Below are 14,478 nucleotides of genomic sequence, written 5' to 3'. Positions count from 1 at the left end.
TTACATTGCTTCTTGAGTGGTCTGTTGGCTACGATCAGAAACGCCTCAGCTTGATTTCAGCAGGCAGCCGCCCACGCCGCAGAGTGAGCACATGCAGCTTTACGCTCCTGTTAAAATTAGTCATTTATTAAGGAATACTTTATGCAGGAGAAGTCTTTAGGACGACCACGCAGCGAAGCTACTCGACTGCAAATACTGAATTCGACCATCAAGTTGCTACACGAGAACTCTATTCAGGCCATCTCGATTGAGGCAATTGCAAAGGAAGCCGGTGTCAGCAAAGCAACGATCTACAGATGGTGGGACTCTAAAGCATTGCTCGTGATTGACGCATTCATTGAAAACCATCTTCTCAAGACCCCACTGCCAATTGAACTCGGTCCCAAAAAGGCCATCGCTGCTCATTTCCGCACACTGGTAGAGCAGTTTTCTGGTTGGCCAGGCCGAATACTTGCTCAAATCATAGCCGAGGGACAATCTGACCCTTCAGTATTACGAGCCTTTCGAGAGAGATTCCACTATGGGCGACGCGCGATAGTTAAAGAAACACTTGAAGAATGGAAACGCAGCGGCGAGATCCCAAGCGACACCGATGTCGAGTCGCTTATGGACATCATCTACTCAGCAGTCTACATGCGCTTGTTGGTTGGCCACGCCCCATTGAACGAGGAGTTTGCCAAGTCGCATATCGACTACATATACCACTTGCTGGGAGTAACGAACTCAGAAAACTGAACAGCACTGTTTGGCTGCTGATCGTTATAAAGTATGAGTTGACTCAGTCCCGATTCACCCTGAGAGGTGAATCGGGACTTTTTGACAGATAACGTCAACCTGGTGCTTTAGATAGGCTGCCCCAAGTATTGATAGGTTTTCAGCAATAGAGCCGCCGACTGCTCTCTATTTTTCAGTGGGTCTTCCTGCTCATAGCGACAAAGTTGTAATGAAGCTTCGCAAATGATTTTGCACCGTTCAAATCGGCGCTCGCTATACATCGCCAATGCCTCGTTAACAGATTGGGTCTTGGATATGCAGTCTGCAAGCACGACGGCATCTTCGATGGCCATGCCACCTCCAGACGTCATATGCGGTGTTGGTGAATGTGCAGCATCGCCGATGAGCACTACGCGGCCGCGGTACCAAGGTGCCGGCACCAGCGTGATATCCAGCGGACGGAAGATAACCTGCCTGGCATCGGTCACCTGCTCAAGAGCTTCCAATACAGCGGGCGCGGTATATTCGGCAAGGCGTTCGCGAATCATCGCGCTCGCTTGATCCTCTGGTACCCGCAGAGGCTCCACACTGTTCTCGAGATAAAACAGGTAGCAGCTGTTCTCCGATGTCGGGAAAGAACCCACCGTTTTCCCTGTCGGGCTGCGGTACAGACAGAACCCATCAATCTGAGCCGGACGCGGCGCGTTGAAACGCCAGACACTCTGACCTGCAAAATGCGGCCTGCACTCAGTACCGAAAACCTGATCGCGGAGCTTGGAGTAGGCTCCATCCGCAGCCACTACCAAGTCATAGGTAGCCTCGCGACCATCCGAGAATTTAACTTCGACGCAGTCCCCACGGTCGTCGAGATGTTCGATCGTCAACCCTTTATCCAGAACCGCCCCAGCCCCTTGCGCTGCCGACTCCAGGATTCGAGCAAGTTCTGGCCGACGGATGCCACAGCTGGGGGGTGCAGGGTCCGATCGCAGGAGTTGACCTGAGGAATCGAATTGCCGAAACGCGTCGAATCGCATACCACTGTCGAGACAAGGCTCCGCCAATCCGATCATGTCCAATGCTCGGACCGTGTTGTGTAACAGGCAAATGCCAGACCCTGCCGAGGGAATCCCCGGCTTGATATCAATACAGTGGACGTCCACTCCCGCCCTGCGCAGTGCATAAGCTGCGGTGGCACCGCCGATTCCGCTGCCTACAATCAAAACGCGTTTAACTTGACTCATTCTTGTCTCCTCTCCGCTTCTATGGCGGGTGGTAGCTGCTACTCAATTACACAGCTTGTTTGCCAATTCCGGTACATCGAAGTACGCCTCGGCAAGAGACATCCGCGACCGGGTATAGCCCTCGTATAGTCATCTGCGGCAAGCCTTCAGGCGTCGCGCAGTACTGCTTCAATTGCAGCGACGAGCAAATCCACTGGGCAGGACTGTCCAAGCCTTCAACTACCCTCGCATCCCGCGCTTCATGCCGCTCACCAGACATCGGCGTTGCTAAGAACAAACCAAATCTATACGTTCCGTTTTGTTTCCGCAACCATGCCGAGTAAAACCTAGATTTACGCAATAGAGCCATTGACAACGCCAATCTCAGACAACAATACTTTGTATACGCATCGTTTTGTTAGTGCTACCTTCAATTAGATAGCTATTCATAGCCGGAGCGCGGCTTACGTAGGCCGCCTCGCGTTTACTTCAACTCTCTCTGCCGTTTCGGAGCTCGACGCATGACCGCTAATTCCCAGTCTCCCGTGTTCGTTTCAAGCGCTGCCGCGCAGGCCGTTTTCCGTTGGAAAGATGCGATTGCCGCGCTTCAGGCCGCTTATGGGCAACATTTGCCAGCCAGGGCTACCCCGCCTCGTACCGTTGCAAGTCTTGAAAAAACCTGGCTTCGCACCTTGCCGGCAATTCCGGCAAGTGGACGCTACTTCGGCGCCAAGCTGATGGGGTCGAACATGGGCGATGCGCCACCGGGGATCGAATACGTCATCGTTCTGTTTGACCGAACGACCAATCGCATTGCCGCTTTCATTGACGCAAATCTGATGACTGGATTCCGGACTGCTGCTACGTCGGCAGCAGCCCTTGACCGCCTCGCCCCACAGAAACCTGTTCGTCTAGCCGTCATTGGAAGTGGGTTGGAAGCCTCGATGCACACCCGTGCCTTCGCAAGTGTCCGCGAACTGACCGAAATAACCGTCTACAGCCCGACGCCTGAACGGCGCGAAGCGTTTGCCACAGCGGCGACGCGAGATCTCGGTGTACCCGCTCGCGGAGTTGGTTCGGCACAAGAGGCCGTGGAAGGCGCCGACATCGTGCTGACTGCCGCACGCTCACGCGATGAAAAGCCGATTTTGTTCGGCGAGTGGTTGAAGCCGGACGCCATTGTCGTTTCGATCGGTTCGACCATCCCGGAGCAGCGTGAAATAGACATTTCCGTCGTAGAGCGCAGTGACTTGATCATCTGCGACACCCTGGAAGAAGTGCTGGAAGAGACAGGAGACATGCTTGCTGCCCATACCGCCGGGATCGAATTTCGACACAAAGCCTTCAGCCTGTCTGACCTGATGAGTGGCGCCTGCAGTGAACAGTTGAAGCAAGCCAAGGCCCCGATGTTTAAGTCAGTCGGCGGTGGTCTTCAAGACATTGTGGTAGCGGAACTCATCCTGACCAAGGCACTTGAAGCAGGGCTCGCAACACCACTGCCAATCGATTTTGAAACAAAGCGCTGAGCGAACAGCGACGACTATCACCAACCCTGACTAACAGGAGCCTTACATGGCCAATTACAATAAGAAAGACGCTCGAGACTGGGCACGCGAAAAACTCGTTGGGGTCGCCAACGTTACGATTCCAACAATGACCTCCGACTTCAAACGCATCAATGAGAAAGCCGTTCGCCACGACGTAGAACTGGCAATCAAGCATGGCTTCGTCGGTTCGCTGTCCTGCTCGGAGGTAGCCATCACCCAAGAGCAGTACGGTGAGTTCTGTCAAATCATGGCCGATCAAGCAGCCGGCCGTCTCGTGATCGTTCACCACGCGGTGTTCAACACGCTGGAAGATAACATTGAGGCCGTGAAGCGAGCCGAAGCTGCCGGCGCCGACCTTGTACTGCTTGGCTATCCTCCGTTCTTCTATCCGAAGTCCTATGACGAAGTATTCGAGTACACCAAGGCGATCTGCGACGCGACGAACCTGGGCGTAATCATCTTCCCGCTGCCCGCCTGGGGTTTCAGCCGCTTGCACCCTGCCGATATTCCGCTGGCGGTGCTGCGTCGCATGGTCGACGAGATCCCCAACGTCGTTGCAATCAAAGCCGAAGGCGGACTGCCTTACATCATGTCGGCGATCGAAGTTCACCGCGAATTCCATGAAGAAGTCGTTATCTCATCTCCGCTTGAGTATGAGTACGTGCCTTTGGCACAAGTGATGGACATCCCATTCTGCGGAACCAACTACTCCTCTTACTACGGCCCATTGCTACCACAGATCCACAAGTTGATCCGTGCGGGCAACTACGATGAGGCAACTCAGCTCTGGTACAAAATGGATCCGGCACGTAAAGCGTTTGCAAGCCTCCCAATGGCGGCAAACGGGCTTCTCAATCGCATGATGTGGAAATACCAAGGCTGGTTGCAGGGTTACAACGGTGGTCCTATGCCGCACCCGACCCAACGTGTGTACCAGCGCGACATGGCTGTGCTACGTAAAGGGCTGGAAGCTGCTGGACTGAACCCGACCACCGACCTCGATGAAGCCTTCTTCATCGGTCGTAACTCCATTTGAGGTCTGCCCGATGAATAGCACCGCAACCTTGAATCTGAAAGACCCCGACCTGCTGCGTCAGGCAATGTTGATCGACGGCGAATGGGTCCAGGCAGACAGTGGCCAGACAATCGAGATCCGCAATCCAGCCACTGGTGAATGGGTAGCGCGCGTACCAAACGGTGGAGAGTCCGAGACTCGCCGCGCAATCGCAGCGGCCGAACGCGCCATGCAGGGATGGCGCAAGACGCTGCCAAAGGAGCGTGCAAAGGTCCTGCGCAAGCTCTATGAGCTAATGCTTGAAAACATCGAGGACCTGGCGGTCATCCTGACGGCCGAACAGGGTAAGCCCTTGGTGGAATCCCGTGGCGAAATCCTTTACGCCGCAAGCTTCATCGAATGGTTCGGGGAAGAGGCGAAGCGCGTGAATGGCGACATCATTCCGCAGAATGTAGACGGTCGGCGCATTCTCGTGCAGAAAGCCCCTATCGGTGTTTTTGCAGCCATCACACCGTGGAACTTCCCCTCCGCGATGATTACACGCAAAGCCGGTCCGGGCTGGGCGGTTGGTTGCGCTGGAGTTATCAAGCCGGCCAGTCAGACCCCCCTTTCGGCACTGGCTTTGGCCGTACTCGCCGAGCGCGCCGGTCTGCCGCCTGGTGTGTGCAACGTCGTCACGGGCTCGGCCCGCGCAATCGGCGGGGAGCTCACCGCAAACCCGGTCGTTCGGAAGTTGTCTTTCACAGGTTCGACCGAAGTTGGATCGCTGCTGCTGGCCCAGTGCGCTCCGACCATCAAAAAGGCGAGTATGGAACTGGGCGGCAACGCGCCGTTCATCGTCTTTGACGATGCTGATATCGATGCCGCAGTGAAAGGTGCAATTGCCGCCAAGTACCGCAACACAGGTCAAGCCTGCGTTGCCGCCAACCGCATGCTCGTTCAATCGGGTGTTTACGATCAGTTTGCGAAGAAGCTCGCGGATGCAGCCGCTGCGCTCAGGGTTGGTAATGGCATGGATGACGGTGTGGTACTGGGTCCGCTCATCAATGGGGATGCAGTGCAAAAGGTCGAAGAGCACATTGCCGATGCGGTGAAAAAAGGTGCACGCATTGCTACCGGAGGCAAGCGTCACCCCTTGGGCGGTAGTTACTTCGAGCCAACAGTGCTCACCGATGTGTCACGCGATGCACTGATCTTCAATGATGAAACCTTCGGCCCTGTCGCTCCCCTCTTCCGTTTCGAGACTGAGGACGAGGCAATTGCGATGGCCAACGACACACCTTTTGGCTTGGCAGCCTATGTGTACGCACGTGACGTCGGTCTGATCTTCCGTGTCGTCGACAATCTTGAGTTCGGCATGGTGGGCGTCAACGAGGGGATGATCTCCACAGAAGTTGCACCCTTCGGCGGCGTGAAGACCTCCGGACTTGGCCGGGAAGGCTCAAAATACGGGATCGACGACTACCTGGAAATCAAGTACGTCGCACTGGGCGGCTTGTAAGCCGGCGATAGTGGGTGAGGTGGTGTATGTCTATAAAACATGCGCCCTCACCTACACGCATTCATCACGGCGCTGTAAATTTTGCTCAATGGCCTCACTGATAAGACGTATCAGTGGGGCTCCAAACCCTCGTCTCGCTCTACGAGATCGACACAAGTTACGCATCTGATACCACGGCCAAAAGCAGACACTCACTAGGCAATCTGATGAGATGCGGCGTGTAATGACATCCAGTTCAATAATTGAAGTCATGCCCCAACTCCGCCTGCATCCACTCCAGAAATCTTCTGACCCTTGGGAAGTTGGAATGCGCTTTCGGGAAAACCAGGTGGTGTGCAGTGATTGCCGCACTCAACTGCGGCACTACCTCGACCAACGTTCCACGCGCTAGATAATCCTGCGCAAGCAGTGTGCTTTCCAGGGCAAATCCAAGCCCGTGGCTGGCTGCCTCCAGCGTCATGTAGGAACGGTCAAAACTCAGTGTGTAAGGCTTTTCAGGGCGCGATAAACCATGTTGTGCAAACAACTGTGGCCACTTGATCAGCGTCGCCTCCGACAGAATCAGGTTGCAGTCCAGCAAATCCGCAATGGCATGAATGGGTCGTTTTTCCAGGAGTTTGGGAGAAGCCATGACCGCGATTTTTTCATTGCGCACCGTGCGCACTTCGAAACTGGGCCAGTTGGGCATTCCGTGGCGGATGTCCACGTCGATCTTGTCCCGGCTGAAGTGCAGTGACTCATAGGAACACGAAAGGTTGAGCTGGATGTCAGGATGACTCTGGCGGAATTGCTCCAGACGCGGCATCAGCCACAGCAGTCCGAAACTGGGCGATGAGTGCAAGCGCAGGCAATCGAGGCTGAAGTCACTGGTCGCGCGCTCGGTCGCCACGGCAAGGCTGTGCAGGATGCCGGACACCTCGGTCAGGTACTGCTCGCCCACCGGCGTCAGGGTCACGCCTCTGGTGGTTCGGAAAAACAGCTGTCGCCCGATCATCGCCTCAAGCTTGGCCAATTGGTGGCTGACCGCCGAAGGCGTTAAGTCCAGCAATTCGGCAGCGCGGGCGACATTGCCAAAGCGCGCTGTCTGCTCAAAGGCCTGAATGGCTTTCAGGGGTGGCAGTGTCGGGGGTACTTCGCCGGTTGAACGCATGGTGATGGTTTTTCCGCTGTAAACAGCCTGAGCCGGGCATCGAGCCATTCAACCATCCAACTGCAAAAATGACGAGTGCTGAATTTTTTTCAGTACCCAGTGAAGTTCGCGTTATTGCTCAGGAACGGGGTGGAGCACAAGCTGAGTCATCGATTCGCTACGGATCGACCCAATAGCACTCTCCAATAAGAACAATGAGGTACTCCCATGCTTCTCCAAGGCAAAGTCGCGATCATCACCGGTGCAGCCTCCGCACGTGGCATTGGCCGCGCGACAGCGACCACCTTCGCGCAACAGGGCGCACAGGTTGTGATCCTCGACTTGGATGAATCCACCGCCCGCGATGCCGCCGCCTCCCTGGGCGAAGGCCATCTGGGTCTGGCCGCCAACGTCGCTGATGAATCACAGGTTCAGCAGGCCGTCGCGAAAATCATCGAGCATTTCGGTCGCATCGACATTCTGGTCAACAATGCTGGCATCACCCAGCCTCTCAAAACCCTGGATATTCGCCCTTCGGACTACGACAAGGTGCTGGACGTAAGCCTGCGCGGCACCCTGCTCATGTCCCAGGCAGTGATTCCGCTGATGCGCCAGCAGTCCGGCGGCAGCATCGTCTGCATGTCGTCGGTCTCCGCTCAACGCGGCGGCGGCATTTTCGGTGGCCCGCATTACAGCGCCGCCAAGGCCGGCGTGCTGGGCCTGGCCAAGGCCATGGCGCGGGAACTGGGGCCGGACAAGGTTCGCGTCAACTCCATCGCCCCCGGTTTGATCCACACCGACATCACCGGTGGCCTGATGCAGGACGAACGCCGTCACGCGATCATCGACGGCATCCCGTTGGGACGCCTGGGCGAGGCGCAGGATGTGGCCAATGCGGCGCTATTTCTGGCCAGCGACCTATCCTCCTACCTGACCGGCATCACCCTGGATGTGAACGGCGGCATGCTGATTCACTGAATACACCTGGGCGGGCCTGCCCGGCCCGTGCGGTTCTGGATCGACGATGCAGCCGGGCCTCGGGCCCTGGCGGTCAATAAAAACAAGAGATCGAACCATCATGACAACCCTGTCGCTCGAAGCGGTTTCGACCGTGCGCTCCTCCGCCTACCGTAAAACGGCCTGGCGCCTGATGCCGTTCCTGATGCTGTGCTATCTGTGCGCGTATCTGGACCGGGTCAACGTCGGCTTCGCCAAGCTGCAAATGATGAACGACCTGGCCCTCAGCGAAACAGTCTATGGACTGGGCGCGGGCATGTTCTTCATCGGTTACTTCCTCTGCGAGGTGCCGAGCAACATCATCCTGCACAAGGTCGGCGCTCGGGTCTGGATCGCCCGCATCATGATCACCTGGGGCATCGTCTCGGCCCTGTTCGCCTTCGTCGAAACTGCCTGGCAATTCTATGCCTTGCGCTTTTTGCTTGGCATTGCCGAAGCGGGTCTTGCGCCGGGTCTGCTGCTGTACCTGACCTACTGGTTTCCGTCCTATCGGCGTGCGCGCATGACCGTGTTGTGGTTTATCGCCATTCCGCTGTCGGGCATGGTCGGTGGCCCGATCTCCGGCTGGATCATGAATCACTTCGCCGGCATGCATGGCTGGGCCGGCTGGCAGTGGATGTTCGTGCTCGAAGCTGTGCCCACCGTTCTTATCGGCTTGCTGGTACTGAGCTATCTCAAGGATGGCGTACACCAGGCCAATTGGCTGGATGACGACGAAAAAGCACTGATCCGCCGCGAGCTGGCCGAGGATGACCAGCAGAAAATCACCCATGCGTCGGTGGGCGAGTTTATTCGCGACCGTCGTCTGTGGTTGCTCGCAGGCATCTACTTCTGCGTTGTAATGGGCCAGTACGCGATCACCTTCTGGCTACCGACACTGGTACGCAACGCCGGGGTTTCCGATCCGCTGCACATCGGCTTTCTGACCAGCCTGCCCTACCTCTGCGCCATCGTGGCAATGCTGCTGGTCGGTCGCAGTGGCGACAAACACCGCGAGCGACGCTGGCACCTGATCGCCCCGATGATTGCCGGCGCACTCGGCCTGACCCTCGCCGCATTGCTGGGCGGCAATATCGTCCTGTCCATCCTGAGCCTGTGCCTGGCGGCGTCCGGCATTCTGTCGGCGACGTCGCTGTTCTGGATGCTGCCCACCACATTGCTCGGGGGCGTTTCCGCCGCCGCGGGCATTGCGGCAATCAACAGCTTCGCCAACCTCGCCGGGTTCTGCTCGCCTTACCTGATCGGCTGGATCACCACACAGACCGGCTCCAGCGCCATCGGCATGTACCTGATCACCGGTGTGCTGGTGAGCGGCGCCCTGCTGGTCCTGCGCATTCCCGCCGCCCTGGTCAATCGTTGAGTTAACGGAGTTTCATCATGACAACCCAGTCTTCACACGCTTCAAGCAAGAGTCTGGCGCAGCGCGCCCACAATATTCGTCGTCACTCGCTGCGCATGGGGCAAGTCCAGGGCCAGGGTTATGTCGGCCAGGCCCTCGGGGCGGCCGACCTGCTGGCCGTGTCCTACTTCCATGCGTTGAATCTTAAGCCTGAGGACCCGGAATGGGAGGAACGTGATCGCTTCTACCTCTCCATCGGTCACTACGCCATTGCGCTGTATGCCGCCCTGATCGAAGCCAAAATCATCCCGCTCGATGAACTGGAAACCTACGGTTCGGACGACAGCCGCCTGCCGATGTCGGGCATGGCCGCCTACACCCCGGGCATGGAAATCACCGGGGGCTCGCTGGGTCAGGGCCTGGGCATCGCTGTCGGTGCCTGCCTGGGTCTCAAGCGCAAAGGCTCGGCCTCCTTCGTCTACAACCTGCTGTCGGACGGCGAGCTGAATGAAGGCTCGACCTGGGAAGCCGTGATGTCGGCGGCGCACTGGAAGCTCGACAACCTGATCGCCATCGTCGACGTCAACAATCAGCAAGCCGATGGCTATTCGAGCGAAATCCTGTCGTTCGAACCCATTGTCGATCGCTGGCAAGCGTTCGGCTGGTTCACCCAGCGCGTCGATGGCAACGACATCGATGCACTGGTCGCGGCATTCGATGCCGCTCGCCATCATCCCGGCGCCCAGCCACGAGTGATCATCTGCGACACCAAAATGGGCAAGGGCGTGCCCTTCCTGGAAACCCGCGAGAAGACGCACTTCATTCGCGTGGAAGAGCACGAATGGGATCTGGCACTGAACAATCTTGAAGAAGGAAAAAACCAATGAGCAATGCCGCAAACACTCCGACTTCGACTGCCGAGCCGATCAAGAAGCGTCTGACTACCTCGGCGATGATCGCCTCCATTGCTTCGGAAGGCCAAGCCACCAAGTCGGCGCCTTTCGGACATGCATTAGCCGCGCTTGCCGATCAGCGTCAGGACATCGTCGGGCTGTCCGCCGATCTGTCCAAGTACACCGACCTGCACATCTTCGCCAAGGCCCATCCCGACCGTTTCTATCAAATGGGCATGGCCGAGCAATTGCTGATGAGCGCGGCCGCCGGCATGGCCCGAGAAGGCTTCGTGCCGTTTGCCACCACCTACGCGGTGTTCGCTTCGCGCCGTGCCTATGACTTCATCTGCATGGCCATCGCCGAGGAAAACCTCAACGTCAAGATCGTCTGCGGCCTGCCCGGCCTAACCACCGGTTACGGCCCAAGCCACCAGGCTACGGACGACCTGGCGATCTTCCGCGCCATGCCTAACTTGATGATCGTCGATCCGTGCGATGCACTCGAAATCGAACAGGCCGTGCCCGCCATCGCCGCGCATCAGGGGCCGGTGTACATGCGTTTGCTGCGCGGCAATGTGCCGCTGGTGCTGGACGAGTACGGCTACAAGTTCGAGATCGGCAAAGCCAAGACCCTGCGCACCGGTAACGACGTTCTGATCATCTCCACCGGCCTGATGACCATGCGCGCACTGGAAGCCGCCAAGGCACTGCAAACCGACGGCGTCGATGTCGCCGTGCTGCACGTACCGACGATCAAACCCCTGGATGTGCAAACCATTCTTGCCGAGGCAAGGAAGCCAGGTCGGCTGGTGGTCACAGCAGAAAACAGTTCGATCATTGGCGGTCTTGGCGAGGCCGTTGCAGGGGTGCTGCTGCGTAACGGAGTGACGCCAACTTTCAGGCAGATTGCTTTGCCCGACGCGTTCCTTGACGCAGGTGCCCTGCCGACGTTGCATGATCGTTACGGAATCTCAACTCAAGCCGTTTGCGCACAGATTAAAGGTTGGCTGTAACCGCACTCCAAAGGCACCTGCCCCCAGGTGCCGTTCAACTCGATGCAAGTTAGTAAACTTCCTCAGCCTCTAACGTCATGACTATGAAACCAGACGGGCTTCCTGATTCGGTAGCTCAAAGCAATCACCTGCAACGAGAGTCAACCGCCAACGCCCCTTGCCGTACCAGCACCCCGTTTATGAAATTGACGGCAGCGGCGAGCGCCTCACGCCCCTCGGAGAGCACCGGCGCATATGCCTGCCAGACATGAAACATACCGGGCCATACCTCCAGCCTGGTGTCCACGCCCGCTGATCCAGCGTTTCTCGCCAGACGTACTGCATCATCAAGAAGGATTTCACACTCCCCCACTTGAATCATCATTGGCGGCACCCCCTGCAGGTCAGCCTCCAAGATAGCAGTCTCGACCTGATCTCCCAGGTAGGCGTCAGCACTGGCTTGCAACTTCTGAGGTGTAAGAAAGCAGTCCACTGCAATCTTGGTATGGATGCTTTCTCCGGTAAGAGCCAGATCCAGCCAAGGAGAAAACAGCACCACGCAACCTGGCATTTCCATTCCCATGGTCCTGGCGTGAATCAGGGCGGCCATGATCAAATGGCCTCCCGCCGAATCCCCCACCAATGCAATATCGTTTGCTCCTTCGCAATTAGCGAGTAACGCCGCATACGCAGTCAGAACATCTTGCTGTGCAGCAGGGTATGCATGTTCAGGTGTCAGTCGATAATCAACCACGTAAGCCGTGGAAGATGTACCGGCAGCAAGCGTGCCGGCGATTCCCTCAAAACCTTCAGCGCTGCCCACCATGAAACCACCACCGTGGACATAGAGCAAAGAGCGCTGGGAATCCACACAGGTTAACTTCCGCACAGGAACTCCACCGAGTGTCGACGCCGTGGAGCTGCAATCAGGCGGAGGCGAAAAACGCTTGCACAAGTGGTCAAAACCTATACGAGCCTGCTGCAGCGACCCAGGAGGATTTTCTCTTCGAGAGAGCAGTTCATTACGAATAGCATTCAGTTCACAACTACTCATTCTTGCCTACCAATCAAAGAGTGACGTGGAGTGTCAGTCAGATATCAAGCACCAGCCTTGATGACTTGGCACGTGAAACACACTGCAGAATGACCGCATTGGAAGCACGCTCCTCATCGCTGAGGACATAGTCCCTATGATCAACTTCACCCGCTAGCACCCGGCACTCACAGGTACGGCAAAGGCCCTCCCGGCAGGAATAAGGCACCATTATCCCCACCTCTTCGAGTGCATCTAGAAGGCTGGTATCAGCTGGCACGGTTAACTCCATGCCACTGCGAGCAAGTTCCACTACGAAGCTTTTGTTCTGTTCCTTTTCAGGTGCATTCGACTCAGGTGCACTAAACAACTCGAAATGCACCTGGCCGGAAGGCAGGTAAGCCTGTGCGGCATCCCGTACCGCATTCATGAGCGGTGACGGCCCACAGCAATAGAGGTGGTCCGTTGCCTTTGCTTGTCGAGTAAACGCCTGCAGATCGGGACGACCGGCCATTTCGTCATCCGAGTGAAATACTAATTTTCCGCCACGAGGAAGATGCTCGATGTAAGCAGCCCGGGACCGGGATCGGACGCAATAGAGAAGTTGCCATGGTTTGTCATTCGCATCGCACCAACGAATCATGCTAAGAATCGGCGTAATGCCGATACCGCCGGCGATAAATAAATAGGTGCTTGCGTCGTGTGCCAGCGGAAAGTTATTGCGAACCGCGCTAATTTCGAGCAGGTCGCCAACTCGCAGATGTGCATGAATGAACGCTGAGCCACCCCGTGACGGCTCAGACAATCCGACCCCAATTGAGTAGCTTCCGTCCGAAGGATCGTACCGGTGAACGGAGTACTGCCTGATCAGACCATTTGGCAGGCGAACATCAATGTGCGAGCCCGCGTCGGCCACAGGAAGAGGTTGACAGTCCAAGGCCAGCAAGCGGATATCCATAATGGCGTCAGCAGCTTTCACGATCGCCATCACTCGAACGCGGTTCCAGTCGCTCATCTCAGACCTCCTGGATCTTGACGGGATTGCTTATCGCCTGCTCAGCCTTATAAGCATTCGCCACCAGCCACCTGAAATACGAAAGAGCAGCATCAGCTCCGATCGGAATCATTTTGAAATCGGAAGTCAACTTCAACATGCGATCTTGCGCATGAATCATATCGCTGTCCTCCTGGAACGCTGTGACGACCTGGTTGTGGATTGCCAGCGTCACCTCGGGGTCATCAATGGCGAAATTATGAGGCTGCGAAAAGAAGTAGTGCGTGGATTCGTCCGTTTCCGGAGTCAGTGCCTGAGTGCTACGGAACTCTGCCGCATTGACGCGATTTCCCGCCTTGGCATTTTGCCCACTGGGCTGCATTCCCGAATCCATCAGGAAGATGCTCGGCAGCAGGAAGTCATAGATATTCCAACGATCGACAGACCCCGGATAATTTTTGACTTTCTGCACAAAAGGTGCGGGCTTGATTCCTTCACCCCAACGCGTTACTCGCACGCCGTTTTCCAGCTTTTCGACCGTAGGTATGCAGGCCGCATACGCCTCGTCACCGCCCAGCGTGTTCGGATGAACGTAGGGCAAATGTGCGAGGTCAAGCAGGTTGTCAGCGATCAGCAGGTAGTTGGTGGTGTAATAGGTGTAACCCTCCAGGCTTCGCCACTCGGGGTCATCCAGCCAATGTGTATCAGGGATCAGGGACGGATCCGCCAGGCTGGCATCACCCACCCAGATCCAGATCCACTTGTGCTTCTCTACAATTGGGAATGTGCGCACCTTAGCCTGCGGAGGAATGCGCTCTTGTCCGGGTATTTCGACGCAGCGCCCCACCGTATCAAATAGGAGACCATGGTACATGCACCGAAGCTGATCGCCTTCTAGGCGCCCTTTCGACAGTGGAGCGCCTCGGTGACAGCAACGGTCTTCGAAAGCCACCACTTTTCCGTTGGTATCACGCCATAGCACCACTGGCACGTTGAGAATCGTTCTTGCGAGAAGTTTATCGACCGGGATCTCACTCGACCAAGCAGCTACATACCAAGCGTTACGAAGGAGCATGACGTCGAC

At 56.7% G+C, this 14,478-nt stretch carries 13 protein-coding genes; 8 read left to right on the top strand and 5 right to left on the bottom strand.

Annotated features, from left to right (window positions below):
• The first annotated feature begins 141 nt into the window (after window positions 1–141).
• Complete coding sequence (locus tag KW840_RS22445; RefSeq protein ID WP_056723297.1) at window positions 142–735, top strand: TetR/AcrR family transcriptional regulator; 594 nt, start codon at window positions 142–144, stop codon at window positions 733–735.
• Window positions 736–842: 107 nt separating this feature from the next.
• On the opposite strand, the gene KW840_RS22440 is transcribed toward KW840_RS22445, so the two are convergent.
• Window positions 843–1,955: an FAD-dependent oxidoreductase gene (locus KW840_RS22440; RefSeq protein ID WP_056723300.1), complete on the bottom strand. Its 1,113-nt coding sequence runs from the start codon at window positions 1,953–1,955 to the stop codon at window positions 843–845.
• 500 nt (window positions 1,956–2,455) lie between these two features.
• Here KW840_RS22440 and KW840_RS22435 point away from each other — a divergent pair, with 500 nt between their 5' ends.
• The 3 genes from KW840_RS22435 to KW840_RS22425 are packed head-to-tail and all read left to right on the top strand — an operon-like array spanning window position 2,456 to window position 5,997.
• Window positions 2,456–3,460, top strand: a complete 1,005-nt coding sequence (locus KW840_RS22435) for an ornithine cyclodeaminase family protein (RefSeq protein WP_056723302.1) — start codon at window positions 2,456–2,458, stop codon at window positions 3,458–3,460.
• A gap of 46 nt (window positions 3,461–3,506) precedes the next feature.
• Complete coding sequence (locus tag KW840_RS22430) at window positions 3,507–4,517, top strand: dihydrodipicolinate synthase family protein (RefSeq protein ID WP_056723304.1); 1,011 nt, start codon at window positions 3,507–3,509, stop codon at window positions 4,515–4,517.
• A gap of 28 nt (window positions 4,518–4,545) precedes the next feature.
• Window positions 4,546–5,997 carry an NAD-dependent succinate-semialdehyde dehydrogenase gene (locus KW840_RS22425; protein ID WP_201783882.1) on the top strand — a complete coding sequence of 484 codons (1,452 nt, stop codon included), beginning with the start codon at window positions 4,546–4,548 and terminating at the stop codon, window positions 5,995–5,997.
• A 235-nt stretch (window positions 5,998–6,232) separates the two neighbouring features.
• Here the strand turns inward: KW840_RS22425 and KW840_RS22420 are convergent, their stop codons facing one another.
• On the bottom strand, window positions 6,233–7,147 hold the full coding sequence (locus tag KW840_RS22420; protein WP_218497873.1) for a LysR substrate-binding domain-containing protein: 915 nt from the start codon (window positions 7,145–7,147) through the stop codon (window positions 6,233–6,235).
• 207 nt (window positions 7,148–7,354) lie between these two features.
• Between KW840_RS22420 and KW840_RS22415 the strand changes: the two genes are divergently transcribed.
• From KW840_RS22415 to KW840_RS22400, 4 genes are all read left to right on the top strand, one after another.
• Window positions 7,355–8,104 carry an SDR family NAD(P)-dependent oxidoreductase gene (locus tag KW840_RS22415; RefSeq protein WP_218497872.1) on the top strand — a complete coding sequence of 250 codons (750 nt, stop codon included), beginning with the start codon at window positions 7,355–7,357 and terminating at the stop codon, window positions 8,102–8,104.
• A gap of 100 nt (window positions 8,105–8,204) precedes the next feature.
• Window positions 8,205–9,503 (top strand): MFS transporter, encoded by a 1,299-nt coding sequence (locus tag KW840_RS22410; RefSeq protein WP_218497871.1) that lies wholly within the window; start codon window positions 8,205–8,207, stop codon window positions 9,501–9,503.
• Window positions 9,504–9,520: 17 nt separating this feature from the next.
• Window positions 9,521–10,369 (top strand): transketolase, encoded by an 849-nt coding sequence (locus KW840_RS22405; RefSeq protein ID WP_056723310.1) that lies wholly within the window; start codon window positions 9,521–9,523, stop codon window positions 10,367–10,369.
• A complete protein-coding gene (locus tag KW840_RS22400; protein ID WP_056723312.1) occupies window positions 10,366–11,388 on the top strand; it encodes a transketolase family protein in 1,023 nt (340 codons plus the stop codon). The genes KW840_RS22405 and KW840_RS22400 overlap by 4 nt, the downstream gene beginning before the upstream one ends.
• A 124-nt stretch (window positions 11,389–11,512) precedes the next feature.
• On the opposite strand, the gene KW840_RS22395 is transcribed toward KW840_RS22400, so the two are convergent.
• From KW840_RS22395 to KW840_RS22385, 3 genes are all read right to left on the bottom strand, one after another.
• Complete coding sequence (locus tag KW840_RS22395; protein ID WP_218497870.1) at window positions 11,513–12,256, bottom strand: alpha/beta hydrolase; 744 nt, start codon at window positions 12,254–12,256, stop codon at window positions 11,513–11,515.
• Window positions 12,257–12,458: 202 nt separating this feature from the next.
• Window positions 12,459–13,415: a PDR/VanB family oxidoreductase gene (locus KW840_RS22390; RefSeq protein WP_056723315.1), complete on the bottom strand. Its 957-nt coding sequence runs from the start codon at window positions 13,413–13,415 to the stop codon at window positions 12,459–12,461.
• 1 nt (window position 13,416) lies between these two features.
• Window positions 13,417–14,469 carry an aromatic ring-hydroxylating dioxygenase subunit alpha gene (locus tag KW840_RS22385; protein ID WP_218497869.1) on the bottom strand — a complete coding sequence of 351 codons (1,053 nt, stop codon included), beginning with the start codon at window positions 14,467–14,469 and terminating at the stop codon, window positions 13,417–13,419.
• Between the last annotated feature and the right edge of the window lie 9 nt (window positions 14,470–14,478).

Source organism: Pseudomonas sp. PDM30, from assembly GCF_019218985.1.
GTDB classification, from domain to species: Bacteria; Pseudomonadota; Gammaproteobacteria; order Pseudomonadales; family Pseudomonadaceae; genus Aquipseudomonas; species Aquipseudomonas jessenii.
Note: the sequence above shows the minus strand (reverse complement) of the source record. Positions and strands in the feature narration are given on the sequence as shown.

Coding starts and splice junctions, on each gene's coding strand:
- KW840_RS22445 (WP_056723297.1), top strand. CDS start 142: ATGCAGGAGAAGTCTTTAGGACGACCACGCAGCGAAGCTACTCGACTG.
- KW840_RS22440 (WP_056723300.1), bottom strand. CDS start 1,955: ATGAGTCAAGTTAAACGCGTTTTGATTGTAGGCAGCGGAATCGGCGGT.
- KW840_RS22435 (WP_056723302.1), top strand. CDS start 2,456: ATGACCGCTAATTCCCAGTCTCCCGTGTTCGTTTCAAGCGCTGCCGCG.
- KW840_RS22430 (WP_056723304.1), top strand. CDS start 3,507: ATGGCCAATTACAATAAGAAAGACGCTCGAGACTGGGCACGCGAAAAA.
- KW840_RS22420 (WP_218497873.1), bottom strand. CDS start 7,147: ATGCGTTCAACCGGCGAAGTACCCCCGACACTGCCACCCCTGAAAGCC.
- KW840_RS22415 (WP_218497872.1), top strand. CDS start 7,355: ATGCTTCTCCAAGGCAAAGTCGCGATCATCACCGGTGCAGCCTCCGCA.
- KW840_RS22410 (WP_218497871.1), top strand. CDS start 8,205: ATGACAACCCTGTCGCTCGAAGCGGTTTCGACCGTGCGCTCCTCCGCC.
- KW840_RS22405 (WP_056723310.1), top strand. CDS start 9,521: ATGACAACCCAGTCTTCACACGCTTCAAGCAAGAGTCTGGCGCAGCGC.
- KW840_RS22400 (WP_056723312.1), top strand. CDS start 10,366: ATGAGCAATGCCGCAAACACTCCGACTTCGACTGCCGAGCCGATCAAG.
- KW840_RS22390 (WP_056723315.1), bottom strand. CDS start 13,415: ATGAGCGACTGGAACCGCGTTCGAGTGATGGCGATCGTGAAAGCTGCT.
- KW840_RS22385 (WP_218497869.1), bottom strand. CDS start 14,469: ATGCTCCTTCGTAACGCTTGGTATGTAGCTGCTTGGTCGAGTGAGATC.